Source organism: Pseudoalteromonas sp. MMG005 (assembly GCF_018101015.1).
Lineage (GTDB): Bacteria > Pseudomonadota > Gammaproteobacteria > Enterobacterales > Alteromonadaceae > Pseudoalteromonas > Pseudoalteromonas aurantia.
In genome coordinates, this window is record NZ_JAGJEK010000006.1 from 171,480 (window position 1) to 197,159 (window position 25,680).

Genomic DNA, 25,680 nt, shown 5'->3' on the forward strand with positions numbered 1-25,680 from the left:
CTGGCAACTAAATAAAACTCAGGTTAGACCCGCGAAACAAAAATAACTGAGTACCTTAATACTCAGCCGATTAGATCAACATGTTTTAATTACTACCCCTGCTGTTTCTAACACCGTTTTTGCATCAGCCCGTTCAATGACTTTTAAAAGGGTTGTTTGAATCGTTTCATCTTTTCTTGCATCTGTTTTACTGGAAAATTTTTGCGCTTGTGGCTGCGCCCCTTCTTCTGCAATAAACTCGACAATGACTTCGTTTGCGCAGTCACTCGATGTGCCATAATAAGCGAGTGAGATTTGTGGGTAGCCTTGAAATCCATTTTTAACTCTTTTAGCGATACGTTTTGTTGATTTATCTAAATTCATAGCGGGTATCCGAAAGTGAGATTTGTGCTGATAATATCATGGCCCTAAAGTAACAGCACTCAGTAAAATAGAGTCATCATTTAACGTGAGTCATTTACGAATAGCAAGGAGAAGTCACTAGCTAACCTCAGGTTTAGATAAGGGTTTTGGCATAGGAAACATTTTGTAAACAAACTTACGGACAATCCAATGAGGATATTTAGTTCAATATCAAGGCGCTTTTATGCAGTAATAGCGGGCTATTACAAATGAAAGCAACGCCGAGAGTGAGAAAAATAGCTTTATTGGGTAAATTCGCTTATCCAGAGCTGAGGTTAGCTAAGCTAATGGGAAATAGAAAATACACTAGACACTTCAGGCATTTACTTTAGTAACATAGCAAGGCTAATCATTCTCAACGAGTATTTTGCTATTTTTCGAAGTTGTTGACATTTTTGGGTCCTTAACGACAAAATAGACTGCAAAGGCTGCACAAATAAAGCCTGCTATACCATAAATGTCGAATGTTTCACCAAATGCTAACCAAGCTTGTAATGCCGTAACTGGCGGGACCAAGTAAAACACTGATGCGACACTTTCAGACTCTCCCTGCTTAACCATATACAACAGCAGTAATATTGCCGCGACCGATAGCACCAAGACCAACCAAGCAAGTGTTGCTATAAATTCGATGGTCCACTGCACTTGCATTGTCTCAAATTGCACCGCCCATGGAATAAATAAGCAGCTTGCAGCAATGTATTGGACCAATGTGGCGCCAACCAAATCGACATTTTTACAAAATCGCTTTTGGTACAAAGTACCCAAAGTGATTCCGGTTAATGCTAATAGACTCATACCGATAGCAAATCGACTCTGTGCAGCATCTTGCCATTGAATGTTGCCTTGTAATACTAAAGTGATCCCGACAAAACCCAGTAATAATCCAGTCCATTGAACAACAGAAAAATGCTTATGTGACAGCACTAATAAAATGATAACGGTGAGTATAGGTTGAATACCGACTAAAAGTGCATTGAGTCCCGCAGGCATACCAAGTGAAATTGCTTGGAAAGAACCTCCTAAGTACATGCCATGGATCAGTAAGCCAACAACACAGCTGTGTAGGAATGCTCGTCCTTTAGGAATGTGCCTTTTTAATAGTGCGACTAAGGCAATGAAGAAGATAATATTGATGATCATGCGAATTGACAATAAGGTTGCTGGTTCTGCATAAGCGAGACCAAACCGGGCCCCAATAAAGCCAGAAGCCCACAGTACAACAAACAAAACGGGTATAAATTTAATGAGCATATGAAACAACTGGCTTAAATAATTAACTTATCGTAACTTTAAATGGGCACAGATAAAATAAATAGGCACAGTTTTGAATGATTTTCAGGGTACAGGTAGTAAATTGGGTAACCCTAATCGCGGTCGGTTTAAGTATCAAAAAGTGGTTGAGTATATTAAAAACGAAATTGGACAGGGAAGTTTATCGTATGGTGAAAAGCTCCCGTCAATTCGGGGGTTGAGCCAATTACTTTGTGTGAGTAAGAATTCCATAATAAAAGCATATGATATGCTGGAAGCATTGGATGTTATATATAGCGTACCGCGATCGGGTTATCGAGTTAAAGAGCTCATTATTGAAGAGGTAGCCAATTTACCGCAGCCAAAAGAAGTCGATTTACTGTCTGTTTCTAAAGAAGTGCTTAAGTACTCTAAGCTCCGTCATAGCATGCCTGCAGGGTCAGCACATCCAAGTAGTGAGTTGCCAGCGGTTCGACAACTTTACGCTGAGATTGGGCGCCATAGTCGTCGCCAAACACACACACCAAGTTATTATCAACTGCCACCAGGGGATGATAACTTACTGAAACAGCTTTATAAAATAACTCAACAACAGGGCATTAACGTTAAGCCGGCAGACATTGTAGTAACCAATGGGGCACAACAAGCTATCAGTTTGGCACTTCGTGCGATCACTGAACCTGGTGATATTGTTGCGATAGAGACCCCATGCTACTTTGGTTTGTTACTAATGCTAGAGTCACTCGGCTTGAAAATCTTGGAGATCCCATGTGATACACACAACGGAATGGATGTCAGCGCTTTAGAGCGTGCGCTTAAGCAATGGCCTGTCAAGGCCGTGTTAGTAACCCCCAATTTTAGTAACCCGACAGGGTCATTAATGCCGCTTGCACAAAGAAAGCTGCTGCTAAGTGTATGTGGCAATACGCCGATCATTGAAGATGATGTGTTTGGTGAATTGACTTTCTCAGGTTCCTTGCCGAGTTTAAAAATGCTTGATAAGCATAATACGGTGATTTATGTAAGCTCCCTTTCGAAAACACTCGATTCTCGATTGCGCGTAGGGTGGGTCATATCTGCACAATATCAGACTAGCATTAGTAAGCGCTTGATCAGCGAGAGTATGGGAGGCCATAATTTAATTCAGTCCGCAGTGGCTGATTTTTTAGCCAGTGGTAAATACAAACAGCATCTCAAATGTGCAAGAAAACAATATCAAGAAAATTTACACGTATTTTGTACACTCTTAAGACAAGCGTTGGATCATCACCCACTATTGAAGGGTTGCTATCAATTAACGCATCCGCAGGGGTCATTTTTGTGTTGGTTAACATTACCAGTACGAGTGTGTGCTTATCGTGTATATGAAGATGCTTTGCAACACGGCATAAGCATATTACCGGGTCGTTTATTTGCAACAAATCATCAGTTTGAGCATTGTATTCGCTTTAGTTTGGCCAACTTTCATGACACTATGCCATGGCGTAAAGCCATTACCGAATTAGCCGCAATTATTGTGAAACAGCTGAAATGAACGGCGATTAATCGCATTGCTGTGTATATTGGATACAATAAATGTTATTACAGCATCAATGTATTATAAATAACTCAAACAAGAACATAGAAACGTGCTAAAAATAACAATAATACTCGTATGTTCATCACTCCAAGGAATTCTACTATGATCAAACAAAGCCTACTTGCATTCGCGGTTATTACTGCACTAGCTGGATGCTCCAGTGAACGTAGTCAATCGCAAGCTAGTAATGTAGAAAGTTCGGCAAATCAAGTCGTCAGCAGAGTAAGCGTTGATAAAGTGGTTACGCAATACACCCGTAATTTTATACAACATCAACCAGCACTGGCGACCTCATTGAAATTGACTGATGATCTATATGGTTCATACGCCGACCGATTACCAGATTATTCAGTGGCGGGTATGCAAGCATTACAAATTGATATGAATAAGGCAGCAGAGCAGCTAAAGCAACTTCAGAGTAAAAACTTATCAGATAATGACAGGCTGCATGTCAGTGTTAACGAAGTTATTGCGCGTTATTATGCAGGGGATGCAAAGTTCAGTGGCGGTTACATCGATACATGGGGTGGGCACTTACCTTTTATAATTAATCAGTTAGCAGGCCCTTTGGTTGATATACCCAACATTTTGAAAGACCAGCATGGTGTAGCAACAGCGTCAGATGCAGCAGATTATATTAAGCGCTTATCGGCGTTTGCAATATTGACAGAACAAGTGAGAGAAAAAGTACTTGCGGATGCAAAAAAGGGCATAGTGTTACCTAAACCTTTATTTGAAAACACCTTTGGCTATTTGAATAATTTTACAGCTCCGAACGCGTCTGACCATCCATTAGTGAGTTCATTCGCGACAAAACTTGCAGCTGTTGACTCGATTGATAAACCTGCGCAGCAGGCTTTATTGGCAAAAGCGCAGCACATTGTTGAGCAAGAAATTTACCCGGCATTTAACAAAGTGGTTAAAACAATGCAGGTACTTGAACTAAAAGCGCCTACAGAGGTTGGTATTTGGGCACAGCCCAATGGTGCGGCTTTTTATCAGCATGAAATTACCTACCTTGCTGATTCGGATATGACTGCAGAGCAAATTCACGACATCGGCTTGCAAGAAGTTGCACGCATTACGCAGCGTATGGATGAAATACTTAAAGAAAATGGTTATAGCAAAGGCTCAGTGAGTGAGCGTATGCAACAGTTAAATGATGAACCACGTTTTTTATATGATGACACAGATGAAGGGCGTGAAAAGTTATTGACTTTCTTACGTGGTGAAATTGAGACTATTAATGCCAAGGCACCAACGTTATTTTCAACTTTACCGCCACAAAAAGTAGAAGTAAGGCGTATCCCGAAAGCGGTAGAAGCGGGCGCTCCTGGTGGCTATTACAATGGCCCGTCACTTGATGGTAGTCGTCCTGGGGTATTTGCAATCAATCTAAAAGATATGAAAGCGGTTCCGAGCTTTGGCATGAAGACGTTAACTTACCATGAAGCTGTGCCGGGTCATCACTTTCAAATCGCTCTGAACATGCTGCAAACAGATATTGGTTTAATGCGACAAAATGCATCGTTTAATGGGTATATTGAAGGTTGGGCACTTTACTCTGAGTTAGTTGCCTATGAAATGGGCATGTATGAAAATGACCCTTTTGGTGACTTAGGGCGATTGCAAGCAGAAGCGTATAGAGCAGCGCGCCTAGTTGTTGATACAGGGTTACACTACAAAAAGTGGACTCGCCAGCAATCGATTGAATACTTTGCGCAAGCAACCGGCTCTGCTATGAGCGATGTAACAGCGGCCATTGATCGCTATATTGCTTGGCCAGGACAAGCGTTGGGTTACAAGTTAGGGATGTTAAAGTTTGTTGAGTTACGCAATAAAGCGAAAACGGCATTGGGTAGTCAATTTGACATCAAAGCGTTTCATGATTTAGTGCTATTAAAAGGCGCACGTCCGCTTGCAATTGTAGAAGCTGATGTCGACCAATGGATAAAAACGCTTGGTAATACTTAATACCCAGCGTGAATTTTATTAACGGGGGCTTTGCCCCCATTTTTATTTAAGGAAACCCAGTGAAACGACTTTCTTTATTTGCGTTATCAATGATTGCGTGCAACGTACAAGCAAATTTACAAGATGCTAGCAAAAGGGTCGCTGACTACGCGGTGGATACTTATCAGCAAACGCAAATACACACACTTGCGAACATGGTGTCATTTAAAACAGTCAATAAACAAGGCATTAAAGCGCCTGAAAATCCACAGTTTATTGGCTTTAAACAATTATTGAAAATGAAAGCTGCAGAACTTGGTTTAGATTATCAAGATCTGGGTTATACCGTATTAATTGGACTGGGGCAGCAGCGTGAGAAGGTGACCATTGTAACACATGGTGATGTGCAGCCAGCAGATGCAAAAAAATGGCAGAAAAGCCCTTATTTACTTGATATGACGTCACAGCCAGGCAAATTAATTGCCAGGGGCGCCGAAGACGATAAAGGCCCTATTGCGACAGCGCTGTACGCAATGAAAGCAATAAAAGACAAAGGCATTGCGCTAGAAAACCGTTTGGAACTGATGATTTATTTGGCTGAAGAGTCGGATTGGGCACCGCTTAAAGCGTTTATGAAAACTTACCAACAGCCTAAATACGCTATAACAATCGACGCAAGCTACCCTGTTGTGGTTGCGGAAAAAGGCTGGAGTTTAGTGACTCCGACATTTAATGCTACATCCGCGCAGACAGGTATTTATGTATCACAATTAACGGGGGGCGCTTTTAAAAGTCAAATCCCAGAGGATGCGAGTGTTGTTTTGCATAATGCAAGCGAGGGGGTGATCACACAGTTAAAAGCAAAGGCAATGCAGCTAAGCGCAGCTAAATTTGCGTTTAATGTGGTCGCAGATGGGATAAAAATTTCGAGTAAGGGGGTATCAGCCCACTCCTCAGAACCAGCTGCTGGTGTAAATGCGATAGCTTACTTAGCAGCGTTACTCTCAGAGGTTGAACTTGAAAAGAATAGCGATGGTCAAGCACTCACCTTTGTAGGACAACTCATCGGCTTAGATTTACATGGTAAGCAATTTGGTAATATAGCTTATGAGCATGACTTTATGGGGCCTATGACAGTGTCGCCCACACTCATTGAGCGCAGTGGTAATATTGTGGAAGTGGCTATTAATTTACGCAGACCTGTTGGCAAAGAGAAAGCAATATTGGCGCATCAAATTAGTACCGCGGTGACAAAATGGCAGCAACAACACGGTGTGACACTTGCGAATATTACGGTTGATATAGGCGAACCGATGTTGCTTGATAATGCCCCTCATGCACAAAAGTTACTCGATATATTTAAATATTATACCCAAGATGAAGATGCAGGGTTTGTATCAATTGGGGGGGGAACTAACGCCAAGCTGTTTGATAATGCGGTGAGCTTTGGTCCATCCATGCCCGGTAAAAAATATACTGGTCATTCTGAGCATGAATATTTAACGGTGGAACAAATTAAGTTAAATCTACGTATGTATACAGCAATGATGATGGAGCTGGGGAATATGTAACTGACTGTTATCGCCAGTTAGCCTGAGCGCGCTAACATCTGTAAAGTCAGCATGTTCTGTTAAAGTATGCTGACTTTTTTGTATCTGGTAAATAGATGATATATAAACTGTAATCGACTGTAATACCCAAAAAACGATTTACTTGCTAAAACCATAGTCAAGCATAGGGGCACTATGCATTAACCATAGCAGGAGCAAATTATGTCGGATTCAGCAAGTAATGAGCAAAAACCGTCTCAGCGGGTGTTAAAAGCGGTAATGGGTCAAGAGGAAGCACTTGGCCCATTTTCTAATTTACCGGGAGTGTGGAAAAATACGGGGCAATTTAGTGGTCATGGTTGGAATATGATAGCGCTACCGTTTCCTACTGGTGAACTTGATTATCGGCTTCTAAATAATCAGTATAATGAAACACTTACCTTCCAATTGGTGGATAAAAACGTCCCGAACAGAGGTATGAATGGTGACCAAGAAGTAGAAACTATCGATTATGTGCAGCAAATAGAACAAATTGCAGCAGCTGATTTTCCTGATTCAGGGCTTGCTGGTGGATCTGGGCTTGCTATTCATCATGAACCGGGGCTGTGGCTGTATATGAAAAACCATACCACGGATGATCTCAATATCGCTCGATTATCAAGTATTCCCCATGGTGATTCGTTGATGGCGTTAGGCCAAAGTGCACAAAGTAAGACTGGGTTTGAAATCCCCAAGATTAGTGGTTTACCGATAGGAGTTAATGATAATTTAGAAGAAAATCCATATTTGATACCTTACTTACATTTTCATAAACATTTATTTGAAAATGTGTTCGACCCGACGCAGCCTAATGATTTGCTAAATAAAGCAATTTTGCCTTTTTTCCAACAAGGTAAAGTGGCTAATGTCACACAGTTGAAAGTAGACTCTAGGCTCGCCAGCGGTGGGGTCAATAATATTCCATTTGTGGTACGCCAAGCCAATGCCGATCAAGTTGAAGCAACACTTTGGATATATGAACTGACAGAAAAGCACCCAAATGGTGAGCCTAAAATGTTACTGCAATATTCACAAATTGTTATGCTTGATTTCTTTGAGAGACGGGATGGTCAAGGCTTAATCAAATGGCCACATGTGAGCATTAATACGCTTGAAAAACAGCCAACAAGTTAACTTGCTGAATACAGAGTGCCTCAGTATGGTTGTGGAACACGATTAAGTGAGTCATAGCTTTGTTTTTTGGTACTCATATTGAACATGGTTTTCAAACACCGAATTCTGTAGTTTTTATATAGCAAGGTGTCGCTATGAATTTCCTGATAGGCTTATACTTTTTTTGCATCTTTTACCTCTGCCGAGAGGTCTGGATGCAGGTGACTTAAAACGTTAAACTAATTGAGTGTGAATACTTTTATTTAAGGCCGGAGATGACCAACAAGATATAACCGAGTAACCATGGCTTTGTTGATGATGTGTCAATTTTGATTGCGCAAGCAAAACAACGCACAGCAATTGCAGTAAATAATGAACTGACGCTACTGTATTGGCATGTTGGTCAGCGGATCAGCCAAGAGGTGCTTGCAGGAGAGCGGGCAGATTATGGCAAACAGGTTGTATCTACTTTATCTAAGTCGCTAACAGCACAATTTGGTAGAGGTTGGGGTCAACGTAACTTAATGCAAATGGTTAAATTTTATGATGTTTTTAGAGAGTTATCAATTGTGCAGACAGTGTCTGCACAATTGAGTTGGAGCCATTTTGTTATTTTAAGTAACCTCAGATTTGGATAAGGGTTTTGGAATAGGAAATATTTTGTAAACAAACTTACGTACAACCCAATGATGATATTTTGTTCAATATCAAGGCGCTTTTATGCAGTAATAGCGGGCTATTACAAATGAAAGCAACGCCGAGAGTGAGAAAAATAGCTTTATTGGGCAAATTCACTTATCCAGAGCTGAGGTTAAGTAGCATTCATGACCCGATAAAGCGTGATTTCTATACTACGATGGCAATTCAAGAACGTTGGTCAACACGGACACTTGACGAACGAATTGGCGCTGTTATGTTTGAACGCACAGCCATAGCCAAAAAGCCAGATGATGCTATTGTGTCTGAGCTGTCAGAATTGCGTGCATCAGGGCAATTTAATCAAGAATTGGTGCTGAAAGACCCTTATATATTAGACTTTTTAGAGTTGAATGATCGTTACTTAGAAAAAGATCTTGAAGATGCTATTTTACGTGACATTGAGCAATTTTTATTAGAACTTGGATCTGGTTTTACCTTCATCGCCAGACAAAAGCGTATTCAGATAGACAATGATGATTTTTATATTGATTTATTGTTTTATAACCGCAAGTTAAAGCGCTTAGTAGCCATCGATTTGAAGCTTGAGAAGTTTAAGCACAGCCATAAGAGCCAAATGGAACTGTACTTGAGTTGGCTCAATAAATATGAAGTAGAAGAAGATGAAAATCCACCTTTAGGGATCATTCTGTGCACCAGTAAAAAACAAGAGCAAATCGAATTGTTAGGCATGGAGCAAGGCGATATTCATGTTGCTGAGTACCTGACTAATTTAGTCTCTATGGAGCCGCTGGAACAGCGCCTCCATCATTCTATAGCCAAAGCAAAACAGCGCTTAGGTTTACACCATAAAGATACATAGAAAACGCTAAGCCAGTTGCCTTTAAGAGCGCTATCAGCTTGTTCAAGATCGGGTAAACATACTACGGTGGGTTTTTTATCAAGCGGAGTGGGTATTTGCGCAAGCATGGATCCCAAACACCTCATTCCTCAGTTTTGGGATGACGGCAGGGGGAAGTTTTGAGCTGAATTTAGTAAAAATGCTTAGTAATCGAAGTGCTGTTACACATTCCGTCGTCCTGAAAAGTGAGGTACGAACTTGTTCAGGAACCACATAACTTAACACCGTTTTTTATATAGGTAGAAGTGGGCATTTGGCTAAGTATGGCTCCTAAATATCGAACACCTAAGTGTTACCATTAAACGCACATTGTTTGCGCATCGTCATGAAATTACATACTATGTTACCGTTTTGTTATAAGGAGAGCCAAGCAGTTGCTGGGCGTAAGGACAATGTCAGTACCTAATTATCAAGCATTTATGCAACCATTATTGCATGTTTTAAATGCGCAGTACCCTCACCCTGTGAAGCTGGGTGAGATTGAAAATAAAGTATATACTCAGCTTAACCTCACAGCTGAGGAATTGAAACAGCGCATACCCAGCGGTAAACAAACCTATTCAAATCATCGCTTAAATTGGGCAAAAACCTATTTAGTACAAGCGGGGCTTATCACACAGCCGAAGCGTGCCTATTGTGTTATCAGTGATGCTGGTAAAGCCGCTTTGAGCTGTGGTGAGCAAATAAATAATGCATATTTAAAGCAATTTTCGTCGTTTAACGATTTTGTTCAGCGTTCAAAAAAAGCCAATGTCACATCCTGTGAAAGCGAGACGCAAAAGCCGGTGGAGAATGATGAGCAAACTCCACAAGAGGTCATTGAATCAGCTGTTGAAACAATGAATACTTCATTACGTGATGAGTTACTTAATTCAATATTGGCAGCCAGCCCGCTATTTTTTGAAAACCTCGTGGTCGATTTAATGCTGGCTATGGGTTATGGCGGCTCCCGTCAAGATGCAGGGCAAGCCACCCAATATACGCAAGACGGCGGCATTGACGGTATTATCAAAGAAGATAAACTCGGCCTTGAAATGATTTACTTACAAGCTAAGCGATACACGGATAAAACGGTTGGCCGGCCAGATATTCAAGCCTTTGCGGGGGCACTAGATATGCATCGTGCAAAAAAAGGCGTATTTATCACCACCAGTGGTTTTAGTAAAGAAGCCAAAGCATACGTAAACATGATTGAAAAACGCATTGTGCTAGTCGATGGCGAGCAGCTTAGCGCACTGATGCTCAGCCACAATTTAGGGGTGAGTACCAAGTATCGATTTGAAGTTAAAGCACTTGATAGTGATTACTTTTTAGAGTCATAAATATAATGCTCACGTTTTAAAGTCACCATGGAATGAATAAAAACAATAAAATAGGAGGTAAATATGACTCAAGCAGAATATCTCGGTAGAGTAAAAGAAGGGAGTAATGATGATCCGGTAATTAGCGAAATTAATTGGTTAATATGCGAGATCTACCTCCCCGCATATAATAAAATGAATAAACTGAGTAAATTGACCCGAAGCCTATCGGTGTTATTTGTTATTTGGGCTTTGACCTTGTTAAGTTACTTTTCTGCATCCGAACTGTTTAAAGGTTTAGCGATATTCTCGCAAACTGTATTGTGGGATGGCTATGACTTTAATTGGATGATATTGAGTAGCGTCCCCTCTATATTATTAGCTATCGCAGTAAGCTTCAGAAATTTCCCCTTTAATAGCAAAACTAAAAAAGATAAATGGCAGAAAACACAATCTTGTATGTTATGCCTATTTAACGTGCCATTTTTTGTGATCTTATTGTTTGGGTTCAGTAAGGAGACAGTGGCTGTCGCCGGGTTATTATGCTTTGCTGGCTTCTTTATCACTTATATGTGCAATAGGCTGTTTGGTTATACCTCAAGCTCAATTCGCAACCAAACGCTTGTTCATCACTTGGAGCGCTTAAAGCGTGAGTATGAAATTGCGTGTAGTCAGGGTAATAAGACTGATTTACCTTATATACAAGAGCAAACGTTTGCACATTTATTTGAAATGATTGAGCAAGGCACCAACCGAAGAGACAAAGAAGTGATGGGCGACCATTATAAAGTACATGATAGCGCGGTGAGTTGGATTAAGGGATTAAGGAAGTAACATGGCTACGAAATATTTATTAGATTTAATTAAAGAAGAATATCGTGACGACTTTATCTCTTTGGATACGCATGAAGATCAAGAATACAAAGAGTTTTGGCAATTTGAGGCACGAGATAAGTTGCTTGAAAAGTTGCAAAACTTTGTTTTAGATGCACAAGCTTATAAAAGTAGTCGGGTTAAAGATAAAAATAAAACTTGGCTCTCACACAATGCAATATTAGTGAATGGTACAAGAGGAACAGGTAAAACGGTTTTTTTAAGAAATTGCCAAGCTATGTGGCGGGTACATTGTCAGCAAAGCTTGAATTTTGCGACATCCAGTATTTATTTTCTGCCCGCAATAGATCCCACTATGCTGATTGACCAAGATAATTTTGCCAATGTGATCATAGCGCAAATTTACAGTGACGTAGAGTCGTGTCTCACTGGTGAAGCGAGCCATTCGCCAATACGTGAAATCGATGAAGCAACTAAAAGTGGCTTTTACAAGGCATTACAGAAACTGGCTGATTCATTAGGAAAAAAGGAAGAATTTGACGGCTGTACAGGTATAGATAAAATCTTGCAATATAAATCGGGGATCAGTGTTGAAAAGCATTTTCACAGTTATGTAGAAAGTGCTTTGCATATATTGGGTTGTAATGCTTTGGCGTTACCCATTGATGATGTTGATATGGCACTGGGTCGGGCTTATGAAGTGGTTGATGAAGTTAGACGTTTATTAGGCTGCCCATATATCATACCCATTGTGAGTGGTGATTACAGTCTTTATGAACAAATGGTGGGTATTCACTTTGATGAAAAAGCGTACAGGAAAGATACTCAAGATGGATTACAAGTAGAAAAAGGGAAAGAACTCGCTGGTGATTTAACCAAGGCCTATTTGACCAAAGTGTTTCCGAGCCAAATGCGGATCACGCTACTACCGATACACTATATTTACCCGACACTGCGCTTTAAAGCTACGCCAGATAGTAGTGCACCAGATAAAAGTATGCGAGATAAACAAAGTCAGTATTATGAGTATCGTGATTATGTTAAAAGTATTTACGCTGAATTTTACCCGCTTTGTTTAAACGAAGAAGTATTACATCACTGGCCCAAACCTGAATTTGCCCGTGAATTTACACAACTGGCGCGTGCTATTCCACCTAATGAGTTAGTGCTGGCAAAGACGGATAAATCGCTAAGCTATAAACTGTGGAAAAACTACATCAACTGGGCTGAGCAAAAACAAGAAGGCCTAGCGTATACCAATGCAAACTCTTATCTAACCTTTAAAAATGGCTCTGAAAATGACTTGTTTAATATATTGGATTTACCGAGTTTTAATCCAAAGAAGCAGATTAAACAAGATCATATTCAGTGGGCGGACAAGCGGTTCTTACGTTCTCAAATGCATGCATTGGGTATTGAAAGTAATCAAGAAGCAGCAGAGCTAAAAGGTGATAAGGGCGTTGATGGTTGGAAAAAAGATAATGTAGCGTTACTGAAGGCGGCATTTACCTATACCGATAGAGCACTTATGAGTATGCCGCCGCTGGAATTTTATCACCCCAAAAGTATGGTGTCTAAACAGCTGCAAATTTCTACTACAGCTGATGTAGTAGCGACTTTGCAGCCAACCAAAGGTGTCGATGGCTCAGTTGCTAAAAAAGAGCAAACAAGAGTTGCTAGCTGTAGTTTGGATGGACTCTTGGTGACCTTATATACCCAAGAAGATGCGTACTCAACGTTAGTAAATAACTATCGATTTGTTTGTTTAAGCAGAGCGTTTGAGGTTTTGGTGTATTCATTTTTAATGCCTGGCAGTGGGTTAAAAGTGGCAGATAATGTAAGAGGCATTTTAAATCGCAGGCCTTTTTATAGCATCTTTAATATGTCACCGACAAAAGCCCTTGAAGATGAAAGTATTGATGATCAAGGTGACAGAATTGAGGATAAAGATGAGTTTACGTTTGTTCGTAATATGGATAATTCGGGTGCGATTGGAAAAGATGCCATTTGTGATGTGCTTGAAGTTGAAATTTTAAACTGGCGTAATAAACACCAAGCTTTGTTTGAAGGTATAAACGGTGAAAAACTCATTCCCATCTTTGCTTATATGTTTAATAAGACGTTTACCGCATTTCATTCGTTTAGATTTAATAATTTCATTAAAGGGAGCATTAAAGGGAGAAGTTACGAGAACGAGTATTTGACCGATCATATAAAACGCTTCGAGTATATGCTCGTTAATGCAGCTCATACCGCAATGATAGAAAGTACAGCCGTGCACGCCAGTGTTGCAATTACACCACGACAGCAAACGATTAGAGATCCTAAAGAATTTAGAAAATACGACCGAACGCTCGGTCGAAATACCGCCCTTTTAGAAGCGCAGGAAGCGGATGAAAGCAGCGTCAAGCGATTATTTATCAGCAGTTTAAAGGCTCACCCGCTGTTTACTTTAATAAGAGCTGATGAGACAAATGACTCGGCTGTTCCACCAAGAGTGAAGCTGGGAAAAACTCAAGAAGAGAAGCAACCAGAGAAGACAGGAAAACGTGATGTTAGAGCACCAGCTACTCTTTTAGAGTTAGTAGAAGCCGAGGCTTCGTTTGAAGAGCGTCGAGGTGAGAGAATAATTTCTATTCATTCGGATAGCATAGTTACGAGTATTGAAGCCTACATTTTGAAACATGACCTTCACAGCTTAGCTCTGTGTCGGCCAAACAATTTGACTGAAATGAAAAAGCGCATTAAATACAATTCAGCGCTAGGTGAATTGTATTTATATTTAGATGAAACTACGGAGTTAAACTTTGACTCACTTAAAAAAGTGAATGGAGATTTCATTAATAATGTTTTAGTGGTGATAAAAGAAGTGGTTGAGAAGCATCAATCATGATTTTAATTAACGATGTTCAGCTGTGTGATATTGCCTTTTTATCCTCTGATAGCGCGATTGAACAATTGCATAAAAAGGGTGAATTGGGGCATGCATTTTTCAGCAATTTGACGCGTTACATTGCAAATTATCAGCCCTATATTCAGCGTAACTTACGTAAAGAAGATATTTTAAATCAGCTGCTTGCATTTGGGTATGATAAACCTGGAGTAACCATTCAGTCGGTATTATCTCGCTTAGCCAATACCTTTTTAGAGTGGCAGGGAGATCATTTTGATGTAAAGCCACATAAGCTAGAACAATGGTTAGAGCTGTTGTCACTAGTTGATGGCAGTTGGATTATTGCGCAAGCTTACACGGATATAGCACAAGACTATCAGATTGGCGATCACGATATTATAGAGTGCGTGATTTCACGGCAATGCCCTCATGCATTTACCAATGAAGAACTACAAAAGCCATATGCTGACAATCATGTGCATTTAGGTGGGCATGGTCACATAGGGCCGTCATTACTGAGCTTTGCGCTATATGGTGAGTCGCTGCCAAATACCGGTTGGCCTACACGACCTGAATATACCTTATTTGAGAGCGGCCACTATGCAAAGGATAGCTTACCACGCTGGTGTGATGTGTTAGGTGGTCAGTTAATTGAGCGTGCTTTTACAAGTGAGGGAAGTGATACGCCAATTGATACCTCCGTGACCCAATTTGAGCCGTCTACTCAGTTGGGTTTATATTACTTACGTACTCAAGGCGCATCTAACTTGGCACAAAAAGCGTTTATGAGCGCACATAAGCGGCCAATTCGTTCTGATAGACGTTGGTTGTTGTTTTGCCTAGGGGTGCTTAATACGTCAGCGCCCAACATGGCGGCACAATTTGTGCGAGTAGCAAATGTCCTGCGTAATTATATGGTCGTATGGGGGACGGGGCTGAGTCAGTTTGTGGAAACATCTAATTTTAGTGCGAGAAAACAGCGAAATCGGCCTAATCAAATGACTCACATGTTTGATAGTTTATCTGCGGATATTGAACAAAGCACTTTTCGGGAGTTTCGTATTGCGCCTAATTTGCTATTAGATAAACAAGCAAAGTTAGACTCCAAGATACTTCACTTAGCTTTGTCATCAGCCTATAAACACGCTTTAGCTGAAAATATCCATTTTGTGGTGCACTTTTCTCGTAGTTTAAAGCACCATGGTATCAAGCGTGACGATCGTTATCATAAGTCGCTTAGGGCTCAGATAAAACAACAAGTGGGCGCATTGCAGCGGTTTAAGGGCTCGGTCACTTTTTCGGATCAAGATGTTCAAACATTTAATGCAAATCGGCTTTTAAAAGCACCGCAAAGTATTGATTTACGCAAAGCTATTCGCGGATATGACGTAGCAGGCAATGAAAATGACTTGCCTATAGAAGTGTTTGCTCCCGCACTGCGGGTTATTCGAAGTGCAAAACATCCAACGGTTGATATTTTCAGTAAACGCTTTCAACGACCATTTTTAACGGTGCATGCAGGGGAAGATTTTAGCCATTTATTATCTGGGTTAAGAGCCGTTGATGAAGCTGTTTACTTTTGTGATTTTAAAGCAGGTGATAGGCTGGGCCATGCACTGGCTTTGGGTGTTATACCTACACTTTGGGCAAATAGGCAGCGGGTGGCCTATGTGACTTTGGGAGATCACGTAGATAATTTGGTATGGGGATATCAAAAAGCATTGGAAGTGGTTCAAAAAGCCTCGCGTTTTACTGGGGTGTTACATTTATTACAAGAAAAAATTAACTATTGGTCTGGCAAACTACATGAAGAGGATGTTTATACCGCTCGTACTCTTTATGAGGCATGGAAATTGAGACGCAATTGTCCAGAGACATTGAAATTAAGTACAGAGCATCATGCCATTCCAGAGGTGCACGCTTTAAACCCAGGTTATCAGCATTGGATTGTGGATTTTAACCCTAAGCAGACTGCTTCTTTGTCTGAAAAAGAAATGACGTTATGGAGAAAGTATATTCTGGCTCATGTGAGACAGGATGCATACTATCAATTAAGAAAGACCCCTGTCATTATTGATTGTTTAGCCAAACAAAGTGGAGAGCCTTATCGCGTTGATGAAGGGCGATTTTATGACTCTATATCGGCCGCAGAATTAGAATTATTTGAAGCTATTCAAGATCTGCAAATGGAAAAATATGCAGCACAAGAAATAATGATAGAGGCATGTCCAACATCAAATATATATATCGGTCGATTTGAGCACTATCATGAACATCCTATTTTTAGGTGGGACCCACCAGAGCAAGCATGGTTAAATACTGGGAGCAAATTCAACCGATTTGGTTTACGAAAAGGCGCTGTTCCAGTGTGTGTTAATACTGATGATGCTGCGCTAATGCCAACCACAATTCAAAATGAGCATCGCGTCTTGCAAAAATCGGCGGTAGAACATTTTGAAGTCGGCATTAATAAAGCACAAAGCTGGATTGAGAAAATTCGAGAAACTGGAATGAATACATTTCAACGTAACCATCTTGAGTGGGTGAATAAATAAGAGGTCATTCACTCTATTTAAATAAGAGAGTATATGGAATTATTTACATTTTTAAATGCGCTAGATAAAGACTTAATCGCTAAAAATACCAAAATACACCTCGCTGTTAATAATGGAGATGAGAATCCGTTAGATATGTATTTTGCTGATAGGTTTGACGCATGGCAAGCGGTGCAAAATAAGCAAAACTTTAATCGCCATTATATTGTGGCATTAATACAACTGCCCGAATCAAATACCTGGCTATTTGTTGGTGCCTACCGTGTTATTGCCAACCGCTGGGCGAATGATCATTATGTGTATACGACAGAAAAATTAAAAGGCACAAGTGATTATGCAGGCCGGTTAAAAGTCGCGTTTCAGCGTACAGGCAGGCAATCTTACCTATTGGCAGAGAATTGGTGCGACGATATGACGGTGCATACATTAATGCCAGAGCGATTGGCGGTTGAGCATTTCAAAGGGTATCAATTTACAAAGCTGTCAAAAGCGCATCTAGATATTATTGTGAAGCAACAAGTACAAAGTTGGAAAACGGCATTAGAAAGTGTGTCTGGGGTGTATTTAATTACCGACCTAGCAAGTGGTAAGCATTATGTTGGAAGTGCAACGGGTTGCGAAGGTATTTGGCAGCGTTGGTGTGACTACTCAAAGCATGGTCATGGATACAATGAACGTTTAATTGAGGTATTGGAGGTTCATGGGCCTGATTATGCTCATCACTTTCAATTTAGTATATTAGAAATCGCAGATACGCACATGACTGCGGATTATATTCGCACACGAGAAGGTCATTGGAAAGATATATTGGGTAGCCGTGTTTTTGGATATAATGGCAATTGAGTAATTCAATATTGATGACTTGCAGGTAAGTTGTATTTAAGGTGCTAAAGTTAACGAGCAGAGCCACAATATATAATAAAAAAGGAATTAATATGACTGGGTTAATCGCCCCCGAAGCAAAAGTCGCTGGTAAAGTTTTTTCGGCGTTAAAAAAGCGCTCTGAGCAACGCCAGCAAGAGCAGATCCTGTCGATGTTAGAGAGCAACATGCTGTCTATTGAACAAGCAAAATTAAAAAGCCCGAGTTACTTGGCGTGTATAATTCGTACGATTGAAGCTGTGGAGCGCGCATCTGTTGAAGCCAAAGTGAATGCGCTAAAAAACTTATTTATTGTTAGTGAAACCCAAGGAATTATTGAGCACCAACCTGATTTTTATCAAGAAATATTGGCGATTTTTTCTGAGCTATCTTATCGCGAGATCATGATTTTACACTATTTGTCGGAAGGGGGGTTACCTTACACTGACGACTTACACGTTAAAGAACCAGAGCGAGTGGCTGATGATGACAGTTTACCAAACCCGCATGAGCAATACTCAGACGCACTCGATCATTGTGTACGAGAACTCAATGTAAAAAGGGATGTAGTGGGTGCATTACTCGGTAGATTGTCACGCACTGGGTTAATTGGTAATGCTGAAGAATGGACCTCTCTAGTCTATTTTTTCACCCCCCTTTACCGTGATTTAAAGCTGTTTTTCTCGCATGAATATTACCAATCTTAATGCGCTATTCACACTTGTTTATTGGTGGTGCACGCTAAGTTGATGCTTGAAATTTATTTGGTGTATGAGCTTGTTCAGAATGCGTATGATTAATGGTAAGTTGAACGTATCTATCGTGGTGTCAGAACCACTCAAAAACACTGGAAAGTTAGATAAAAAACGGTGCTAATTTAGCACCGTTTTTTCAAGTATACAGCTCATTTGTAAGCGGAGGAATTATGACTTATTGCATCATAATTATGCTTTCCCATTTGGGTTGAGTGTTTTAGAAATCAAATAAATCAGTTGTTCCTTATGCGCAGCGCTGACCGTGTCACCTTTACGGCGCTTGATCATATCTTTAATTTCTTTCAGGTTGTAACGGGCCATTGCTTGAATGCTTTGCTGGCTTGCACCTAGCTTGTCGTTATTGGCAATTTTTATTAAACGATTTACATATTCACGTTGTAGATTGCGTCTAAAGCTATTAACGTCTTTTCTTGCATCGACTTTGAAAATCGCATTCGTCAATTCAGCAAATACTTCATCTAATTTAAATTCGTTACCATACAGTTCGGTATCTACAATACGTTTTAACACAACAGGGTGAAGCACATGATTGAGCACCGATTTTTGTGTGCGTAATGCCATATCATGAAACTTTGGATCTTCTGTTTTTGAGTAGTTAAAGAAGAAACGGCGTTGAGTTTGCAGGTGTTGTGCCAGCGCTTGATCGACAGAGAATGCATTTGGTGCGAACACAAAATTACTTAATGCTTGCATAGCACGTCGTTGTTCTTTTTCAGGCACGGGTGTGAATGGGGTCTTTGCATTTTTTTGACCCGCAAAATCACGCTCTACGTATACGCCGCCAATATAGCGAGAAATTACACCTACATTGTTGTGATATTCACGGTTTAGTAGCGCGTAGTCGGTCACTAAGCCTTGATAAGATTCACCTTCAACAATAGAGCGATTTAATAAATCGGAGACCAGTATATTTACTGTTTCTAAACGATCGGTGGCGTAGCCGATTGCGTCATTTGATAAGTCATAAATATTAACGCGTGGGTCGATGGCTTTGCCTGGTGCACGCATATCATCCGCATCGTTGCCAAACGCATTACCCAGTTCAGTTGAGCGCGCTAAGATTTTATTTAAGCGTTGTTGCTCTGCGTGCGCATTGTCTAGTGCACTAGAGTAACCATATTCAATGGCCCAGTTATCATATGGGCCAGCCATAGTGGTGTAGTACAACCCTTGCTTCTTTCCATGCGGGGCAAAGTTAATCGCCGGATATTCCATGACAGACCCAGTCAGAGGAAGGTTGTCACTTGGCATAATTGATTGCACTTTGTCTTTTGAATGCAATTGGCTTGAACGCATATTGTGGTTTAACCCAAGCGTATGACCCACTTCATGTAGCACCAAATAATGTAAGTACTCGCTGATAAAGCGTGCTTTATCAGCACTGCTCGCTGAAGAGGCATTTAAGGCTGCTTGTCCAAATTGTGCTGATTCGAACAATGCTGAGTGGTCATGATGGTCGTTAGATGTTGTTGCTTGTGTGCCACTGAATAAATCAAGTGTATCTAAACGGCGTCTAAAGCTTGATAGCTCAAGCATAATATCTGACCCTAGGATCTGGCCTGTTTTTGGGTTTGCAAAACTAGGACCATAGCCTGAAAAGCGCACTTTTGGAGACGATGTCCAACGCATTACATTGTAACGTAAATCTCCTGCATCCCATTTAGCATCATCAGGCTGTATCTTCACTACGATGGCGTTTTTAAATCCCGCTTTTTCAAATGCAGGGTTCCACGCTAATGCTGCCTGTTTGATTGTGTCTCGGTATTCTAGTGGTGTGGTGTTCTCAATCCACCAAACAATGGGCTCTATCGGTTCAGATACTGCGGCGTTTGGATCTTTTTTCTCTAAGTGCCAGCGATTAATGACATCACGATATGGGGTCGGGTCTTGAAGTGATGTCATATCATATTTTGTTTGACCAAAATAACCAATACGGGGGTCATCAAAACGGGCCTTGAAACTATTTTCCGGCATAGGGACTAGGCTGTGGCGCACATGAATATTAATACTTCGATCGTCAGTAAAGGCAAAATCCGCGCTAGTTGGTCTGGTAACCGTCGGTCTTACTGGGGCACCGTTATCATAAACATATTCAATGCTTAAATCGGTATTTTTAGGGTAGTTATGCAGTGCTAAATATTTTGTTTTATCTTTGCTTAACTTACCAAGTGTCCGGCGTTTTCCCGGTTTCTGCTTGGGGTTTTTAGATGGTTTTATTTGCTTAAGGGCTTCTGTCAAAAAAATACTTTTGGCATCAATGAGGATATCGCCGCTTTTTTCATCGTGTGCTTTAATCTTTACGCTGGCAACGATTGGGCGGTTAATATTTGCATCTTTGGCACCGCTAACTGCGTTGTTAGGATCAAAATAAAAATGTTGATTTTCAGCGCGAATTTCAATGCGATTAAAGACGCGATTGAATGTATAAACAGTGCCGCCGCGGTAGTTTCCTCTGAACCCAAAGTCACCAGAACCATCTAGTATTTGGGCAAAGTGTATAAACTCGCTGTTTAGTTGTGATTCGTTTAACTGTAGTAAAACGGCGCCTGATTTATTACTTTGAAATAAGGTAAAAAGACCTTCGTGCTTAGTATGGTTTTTAGTGAGGTCAGCAATCGTTTGCTGCTTCTTATTTTCAGCTTTTGTGGTTTGTTTGTCAGATGCATAAGCTGGCAGGCTGTATAGTGATGTGCTGATGCATGCAGCAATGCCAAGTGCGATCGTTTTTTTATGAAAAGTCATAGATATTCCTAACAGGTACAATATCTAGAATATAACGTGTTATGAGCCTAATAGGTGAGAAAGTACGGCGAAATTCATAAAAATAGGGTGAACTGGGAAGCTTGAATATTAACTAACCGGATAATGATGATCAGTGCTAGACCAATCATCATTAAGGGTGGGTTACATTAGGCTGTTCATTATTTAGTGTGGTTAAAATTTACCAGATGGCGGCCAGTTTGGATTATCTATTTCATCCTCCCCCACAGCTGTATCTGCTTCCATGGCAATGGATTTCGGCACATTGTCTTTTGGGATCACCACCTCTACCAAGAAATTGGTATCTGGATTAGCACGAATTTCCTCCATAACATTGAGTAATTCTCCTAATTGACTGACTTTACGGCCTTGTCCACCAAAAGCATCGGTTAAATTGGCGATATTCCAACTTGGCAGCTCATTATAAGGGTACACTTCATCTAAGAGTGGGTCTTTATAATCGACTGGCGGTGTTCTAAAAGGATTTGGATTAACTAGGTATTGCTCAATACCATAAATGCCATTGGCAATAACAAATACCACCGTATTTTGTCCGTAGGCATGTTGATCTGCAACGGCCTGACACGTTTCGTGAAATGCGCCATCGCCCACTACTACAATGGCGCGTTTGTCTGGATAAGCGCATTTAACCCCGGTGCCAGCTGGCACCGAGTAGCCAATAGATAGCCAAGAAGCCTGCGCTACAAACCCATTTTGACTTGGAATTTTTACACTTTGGGCACCGATAAGTGGAAAACCAGCATCGACCACCATGATATCATCTGTGCAAAGCCATTGGCCTAAAGTATGGTAAAAATTGTCATACCCGAGTGTGTTTTGAGCATGGTACTGGGTGGCTAAGAGGGGAGGCTGTTGTTTTAGTCGTAGGCCCGAAAAGGGAGCGTTTTTTTGTATTTCGAGTTCAGAAAAAGCGACAATAAGTTGATCTAAATAGTCGCTAAGCTGTACTGATGGATAAAACTCAGCACCAACATGTACACCGTCATGGGCTGCCAAAATCGTTTTGTCGCTGCGTATGTCTTCATTACCTGTATCTTTTCCGGTGGTCCAAGCGCCAATACCAATGAGTGCACCTTCATCACCAACCAGTGTATCAATTTCTTCATTTTTAAGTGTGACACAGCCTTCAAACCAAGGATGAGTTTCAGCAATGACAGACTTACTCATTGCAGACGTCACGAAATGAATATGGTTTGCCGGCAGTGTATGGCTGGTGTTGATCACATCTAACAAAGCCAAAAACTTATCTTGTAGCCCATAACGTTGTAGCTCTACGCCAGCCCAAAAAATACTTTTTGGCCGCTTTAACATCATATTAATGGTTGCTTTTGCTGCATTAGCCGCTTCACTGATGGTTATTGTGGCATTCACACCACTGCTGAGTTTTCCTGTTGGTTTTACGCAGGGGGTTCGCCACACATCTTCAGCGACTTCAAAATAGATAGGTCGCTTTTGAGTGAGCATAGCGGTAATTGCAGAGTCTATTTGAAAAGGGGCTTGCTGTGCGTTAGTTATACGCTCAGCGGCTACCGTAATAGGCTTAAACATATGAATATCAACAAATTGATACCCGGTTGTATGTGAATAAAGTAAACCAGTTTGTTTTGATATTTGATCTTCTTTATTGGTTGGTGCGCCATTAATAAGTATGACCGGGACTTGTTCAACAAATGAGCCCGCGATGGTATTTAGTAAGCTAAAAGCACCAACGCTATAGGTAACATACAATGCACTGACACCTTTTAGCCTCGCATACGCATCAGCAGCAAATCCTGCACAAATTTCATTAGCATTACCGGAAATAGTAATTGGCGTTTCTTTATCGGCTAAAATAGTATCGAGCAAAGCGGCTGTATAATTACCTGCTACGCCAAACATTTGTTCAACACCAATTTCTTCGAGGCGATCTTTTAAATAATCAGCAACACAATATTCATTGATAACGTTATTCATTGCAGCTCCTTGAATTGGATCAAAAAAGGCGGCAAAAATACCGCCTGTTATCGAGGGAAGTTATGGTTTGTCAAAATAGGTTAAATTCACCCCTATTACCGTGTGTTCGTCGAGGTGTTTATCAATTGGCGCATCACTTGCTGAAAATTGACCATCAATGTATTGGTTGATCAGTTTTGCTGAATTTTCTTCATATACAGCTTTGATTGCGGTTGAAGGAGAAACATGTGTTGTGCTTTCATATGCTTCACTTAAAGGCGCCAGTCCGAATCCACGTTCAAGTACCAGATCCGTCGAGCGCAGAGCACCTTCAACCCAACCTTGATAATCAGAAAATGCTTCACCGCAGGTGAATAAGTTAGGAAGGGGCTCAATTAAATCTTCCATGACTTGTCTGTCGTTTGCGCCTACGGCCCATTGGTGTACACCGTAGCCAAATTGTTGGCTTACAGGAAGATCAAAATTTACGCTGCCTTCCCAAATTCGTGCACTGGTTAATATAGGCTCTGGCACATAGTGGGTATTGAAGATTTCTTTGAAGAACTTAGTTGCCTGTTGCACCACGGCAACTGAAGCGGGATACATGTCACTGGGGACATTCTCTACCGATTGTTCTTGTTTCGGGTTATGATAAAGTTCGCCTTTGTTTTGTAATGCACTCCAAAAGTTAATGTTTAAATAATCACAGTAAATGGTGAGTGCGGCGGGGCGTTCGTATTTTTGACTATTGATAGCATCAAGTTGATGTTGCACACTTTTACTGGGGTCGGTATCTCTTTCTTCATACATAAGTGCCGCTGCAAGCTCATCGTTTACCGCATAAAATGGATAAACAGATCCCGTGGGTAAGTCGGCAAAGTTGGGTCCAAACTCAACCGCCGGACGGCCTGTTATCCCTCGACCCCACCAAGCATTATCATAATATAGGTTAATTTTCAGCAATGGCTGATTGGACGCGGTTTGCAGTGTATTCCAGAGTTTTTCACTGTGCTCTTTAGGCAATCGATTAAATGCATTTGATTTTACAAACAAGCGTTCTAACGCTAAGCGTGGTAATCCTAGAATAACTTTTTCAGCATGGACTTGACTGCGATGTTCGCCACCTTGTTCATCTATGTGGATATAGTGCAATATATATTTTCCAGATGCCTCGTCGTGATCAATTTCTTCAATACTGGTCTGTAAGTGAATGCGCTCAGTACCAATCTGATCAACGAGTGCGTTAGGTAATGTACTAAAGCCATCCTTAAAAGTTCTAAATTGTACATCTGCAGGAAAATCTTCTAACAATTGATAAGCGACACCAGCATTCATTTTCGATAAAAAGGTGCCGTTGAAACCCAATACGCGATATAGCATGGTGATACATTCTTGGCTGTAACCCATATCTGAGAATAAGTCCCATAAAGTCCATTCATTCAGACCTTTATCTTGCCACTGACAATCTAAGCGAAATGCCTGCCAAAATTCAGGACCGCGTACTTCAGGGCGCGCATCAAAATGTGGATTAGCTTGTAAAATTCGGTTAAATACTACATTGATGATGTCTTTCGGATTAACGCCTTGTTCAGATGGCGCCAAATTGTACAACTCGGACCAAATAGCATAGTTATCTTGCTGTGCATCTGTAACAGAGAAGCTCTCGCCACGAAAATATAGACGGTTGTTTCCATCACTGTTCATAGGAAAAGGAACTATTTGATCCTGTAGATCCAACGACAAAAAGAGTGCCATTAAATCATCCATTCCCTCGAATAAGAAGCGCATGCCGCCTTGCTCTTCTTTGACGGTAATGAACTCAGGTTGACCTTCTCCTGTATGTTGGTTTTTAAAGTTAATGAGATCGGAGTCTAAGCGACCCCCTGTTCTATCTGAGCGTTCGAATATCGCGAAGTCTTGTGTTTTATGTTCTTTTTCTAACCGCCACGCGCTATATAGACCTGACATACCAGCACCAACAACCGCCACCTTTACCGATTTCGGGATCGTTTTAGACTTTATCTCGTTACCAAATTTATAATGGGTCATGATAGTTCCTTATATGGATGAGAGGAGATAACACATTGATGTAGATAGCTCCTTGTTGTTAATTTTTGTCCAGTGTTTCAATTTTTTATATTTGTAATTTTACCTTTTGTTTACAAATTTTGAGCATATAAACTTTAGTTCATACTTAACGAAAAAGTAATTACAGCAGGTTACATTTTTATATTTTTGCTTAGGTTATTGTTTTCTATTAAAAATATATTTTTACCTTTAAATCAAGGTATTATGTTTA

The 25,680-nt window shown here is 40.7% G+C and carries 17 protein-coding genes; 12 read left to right on the forward strand and 5 right to left on the reverse strand.

The features are described 5' to 3' along the window. Positions 1-75 precede the first annotated feature (75 nt). Together J8M01_RS06725 and J8M01_RS06730 are read right to left on the reverse strand one after the other, a co-directional pair. Positions 76-363, reverse strand: a complete 288-nt coding sequence (locus J8M01_RS06725) for a hypothetical protein (protein ID WP_211057453.1) — start codon at positions 361-363, stop codon at positions 76-78. Positions 364-747: 384 nt separating this feature from the next. Further along, positions 748-1,656, reverse strand: a complete 909-nt coding sequence (locus J8M01_RS06730) for a DMT family transporter (RefSeq protein ID WP_211057454.1) — start codon at positions 1,654-1,656, stop codon at positions 748-750. 73 nt (positions 1,657-1,729) lie between these two features. Between J8M01_RS06730 and J8M01_RS06735 the strand changes: the two genes are divergently transcribed. From J8M01_RS06735 to J8M01_RS06790, 12 genes are all read left to right on the forward strand, one after another. Continuing rightward, complete coding sequence (locus J8M01_RS06735) at positions 1,730-3,190, forward strand: PLP-dependent aminotransferase family protein (protein ID WP_247671030.1); 1,461 nt, start codon at positions 1,730-1,732, stop codon at positions 3,188-3,190. A 147-nt stretch (positions 3,191-3,337) separates the two neighbouring features. After that, positions 3,338-5,209: a DUF885 domain-containing protein gene (locus J8M01_RS06740; protein ID WP_211048391.1), complete on the forward strand. Its 1,872-nt coding sequence runs from the start codon at positions 3,338-3,340 to the stop codon at positions 5,207-5,209. A 59-nt stretch (positions 5,210-5,268) separates the two neighbouring features. Beyond that, the gene (locus tag J8M01_RS06745; RefSeq protein WP_211057455.1) at positions 5,269-6,759 is read left to right on the forward strand and encodes a dipeptidase; all 1,491 of its coding nucleotides are present in this window, start codon (positions 5,269-5,271) and stop codon (positions 6,757-6,759) included. 201 nt (positions 6,760-6,960) lie between these two features. Continuing rightward, positions 6,961-7,911 (forward strand): heme-binding protein, encoded by a 951-nt coding sequence (locus J8M01_RS06750; protein ID WP_211057456.1) that lies wholly within the window; start codon positions 6,961-6,963, stop codon positions 7,909-7,911. 299 nt (positions 7,912-8,210) lie between these two features. Next, the gene (locus tag J8M01_RS06755) at positions 8,211-8,528 is read left to right on the forward strand and encodes a DUF1016 N-terminal domain-containing protein (protein WP_348772722.1); all 318 of its coding nucleotides are present in this window, start codon (positions 8,211-8,213) and stop codon (positions 8,526-8,528) included. A gap of 107 nt (positions 8,529-8,635) precedes the next feature. Next, positions 8,636-9,409, forward strand: a complete 774-nt coding sequence (locus J8M01_RS06760) for a PDDEXK nuclease domain-containing protein (RefSeq protein WP_247671031.1) — start codon at positions 8,636-8,638, stop codon at positions 9,407-9,409. Between the two features lie 431 nt (positions 9,410-9,840). Then, complete coding sequence (locus tag J8M01_RS06765) at positions 9,841-10,770, forward strand: restriction endonuclease (protein ID WP_211057457.1); 930 nt, start codon at positions 9,841-9,843, stop codon at positions 10,768-10,770. A 63-nt stretch (positions 10,771-10,833) separates the two neighbouring features. After that, positions 10,834-11,583, forward strand: coding sequence for a hypothetical protein (locus J8M01_RS06770; RefSeq protein WP_211057458.1), 750 nt, complete (start codon positions 10,834-10,836; stop codon positions 11,581-11,583). Position 11,584: 1 nt separating this feature from the next. Continuing rightward, positions 11,585-14,476, forward strand: a complete 2,892-nt coding sequence (gene rdrA, locus J8M01_RS06775; protein WP_211057459.1) for an antiviral RADAR system adenosine triphosphatase RdrA — start codon at positions 11,585-11,587, stop codon at positions 14,474-14,476. Continuing rightward, positions 14,473-17,031: an antiviral RADAR system adenosine deaminase RdrB gene (gene rdrB, locus J8M01_RS06780; protein WP_211057460.1), complete on the forward strand. Its 2,559-nt coding sequence runs from the start codon at positions 14,473-14,475 to the stop codon at positions 17,029-17,031. Before rdrA ends, rdrB begins: the two co-directional genes overlap by 4 nt. Positions 17,032-17,064: 33 nt before the next feature. Then, on the forward strand, positions 17,065-17,874 hold the full coding sequence (locus tag J8M01_RS06785) for a GIY-YIG nuclease family protein (protein ID WP_211057461.1): 810 nt from the start codon (positions 17,065-17,067) through the stop codon (positions 17,872-17,874). Between the two features lie 92 nt (positions 17,875-17,966). Next, positions 17,967-18,599: a hypothetical protein gene (locus J8M01_RS06790; RefSeq protein ID WP_192509709.1), complete on the forward strand. Its 633-nt coding sequence runs from the start codon at positions 17,967-17,969 to the stop codon at positions 18,597-18,599. A 237-nt stretch (positions 18,600-18,836) separates the two neighbouring features. Here the strand turns inward: J8M01_RS06790 and J8M01_RS06795 are convergent, their stop codons facing one another. From J8M01_RS06795 to J8M01_RS06805, 3 genes are all read right to left on the reverse strand, one after another. Beyond that, complete coding sequence (locus J8M01_RS06795) at positions 18,837-21,410, reverse strand: zinc-dependent metalloprotease (RefSeq protein WP_211057462.1); 2,574 nt, start codon at positions 21,408-21,410, stop codon at positions 18,837-18,839. Between the two features lie 192 nt (positions 21,411-21,602). Further along, the gene (locus tag J8M01_RS06800) at positions 21,603-23,402 is read right to left on the reverse strand and encodes a thiamine pyrophosphate-binding protein (RefSeq protein WP_192509711.1); all 1,800 of its coding nucleotides are present in this window, start codon (positions 23,400-23,402) and stop codon (positions 21,603-21,605) included. Positions 23,403-23,462: 60 nt separating this feature from the next. After that, a complete protein-coding gene (locus J8M01_RS06805; protein ID WP_211057463.1) occupies positions 23,463-25,430 on the reverse strand; it encodes an FAD-dependent L-amino acid oxidase in 1,968 nt (655 codons plus the stop codon). Positions 25,431-25,680 lie beyond the last annotated feature (250 nt).

Bases quoted from the DNA above. Each gene is read 5' to 3' on its own strand.
- J8M01_RS06725 (WP_211057453.1), bottom strand. From the start codon at position 363: ATGAATTTAGATAAATCAACAAAACGTATCGCTAAAAGAGTTAAAAAT.
- J8M01_RS06730 (WP_211057454.1), bottom strand. From the start codon at position 1,656: ATGCTCATTAAATTTATACCCGTTTTGTTTGTTGTACTGTGGGCTTCT.
- J8M01_RS06740 (WP_211048391.1), top strand. From the start codon at position 3,338: ATGATCAAACAAAGCCTACTTGCATTCGCGGTTATTACTGCACTAGCT.
- J8M01_RS06750 (WP_211057456.1), top strand. From the start codon at position 6,961: ATGTCGGATTCAGCAAGTAATGAGCAAAAACCGTCTCAGCGGGTGTTA.
- J8M01_RS06760 (WP_247671031.1), top strand. From the start codon at position 8,636: ATGAAAGCAACGCCGAGAGTGAGAAAAATAGCTTTATTGGGCAAATTC.
- J8M01_RS06765 (WP_211057457.1), top strand. From the start codon at position 9,841: ATGTCAGTACCTAATTATCAAGCATTTATGCAACCATTATTGCATGTT.
- J8M01_RS06770 (WP_211057458.1), top strand. From the start codon at position 10,834: ATGACTCAAGCAGAATATCTCGGTAGAGTAAAAGAAGGGAGTAATGAT.
- rdrA (WP_211057459.1), top strand. From the start codon at position 11,585: ATGGCTACGAAATATTTATTAGATTTAATTAAAGAAGAATATCGTGAC.
- rdrB (WP_211057460.1), top strand. From the start codon at position 14,473: ATGATTTTAATTAACGATGTTCAGCTGTGTGATATTGCCTTTTTATCC.
- J8M01_RS06785 (WP_211057461.1), top strand. From the start codon at position 17,065: ATGGAATTATTTACATTTTTAAATGCGCTAGATAAAGACTTAATCGCT.
- J8M01_RS06790 (WP_192509709.1), top strand. From the start codon at position 17,967: ATGACTGGGTTAATCGCCCCCGAAGCAAAAGTCGCTGGTAAAGTTTTT.
- J8M01_RS06795 (WP_211057462.1), bottom strand. From the start codon at position 21,410: ATGACTTTTCATAAAAAAACGATCGCACTTGGCATTGCTGCATGCATC.
- J8M01_RS06800 (WP_192509711.1), bottom strand. From the start codon at position 23,402: ATGAATAACGTTATCAATGAATATTGTGTTGCTGATTATTTAAAAGAT.
- J8M01_RS06805 (WP_211057463.1), bottom strand. From the start codon at position 25,430: ATGACCCATTATAAATTTGGTAACGAGATAAAGTCTAAAACGATCCCG.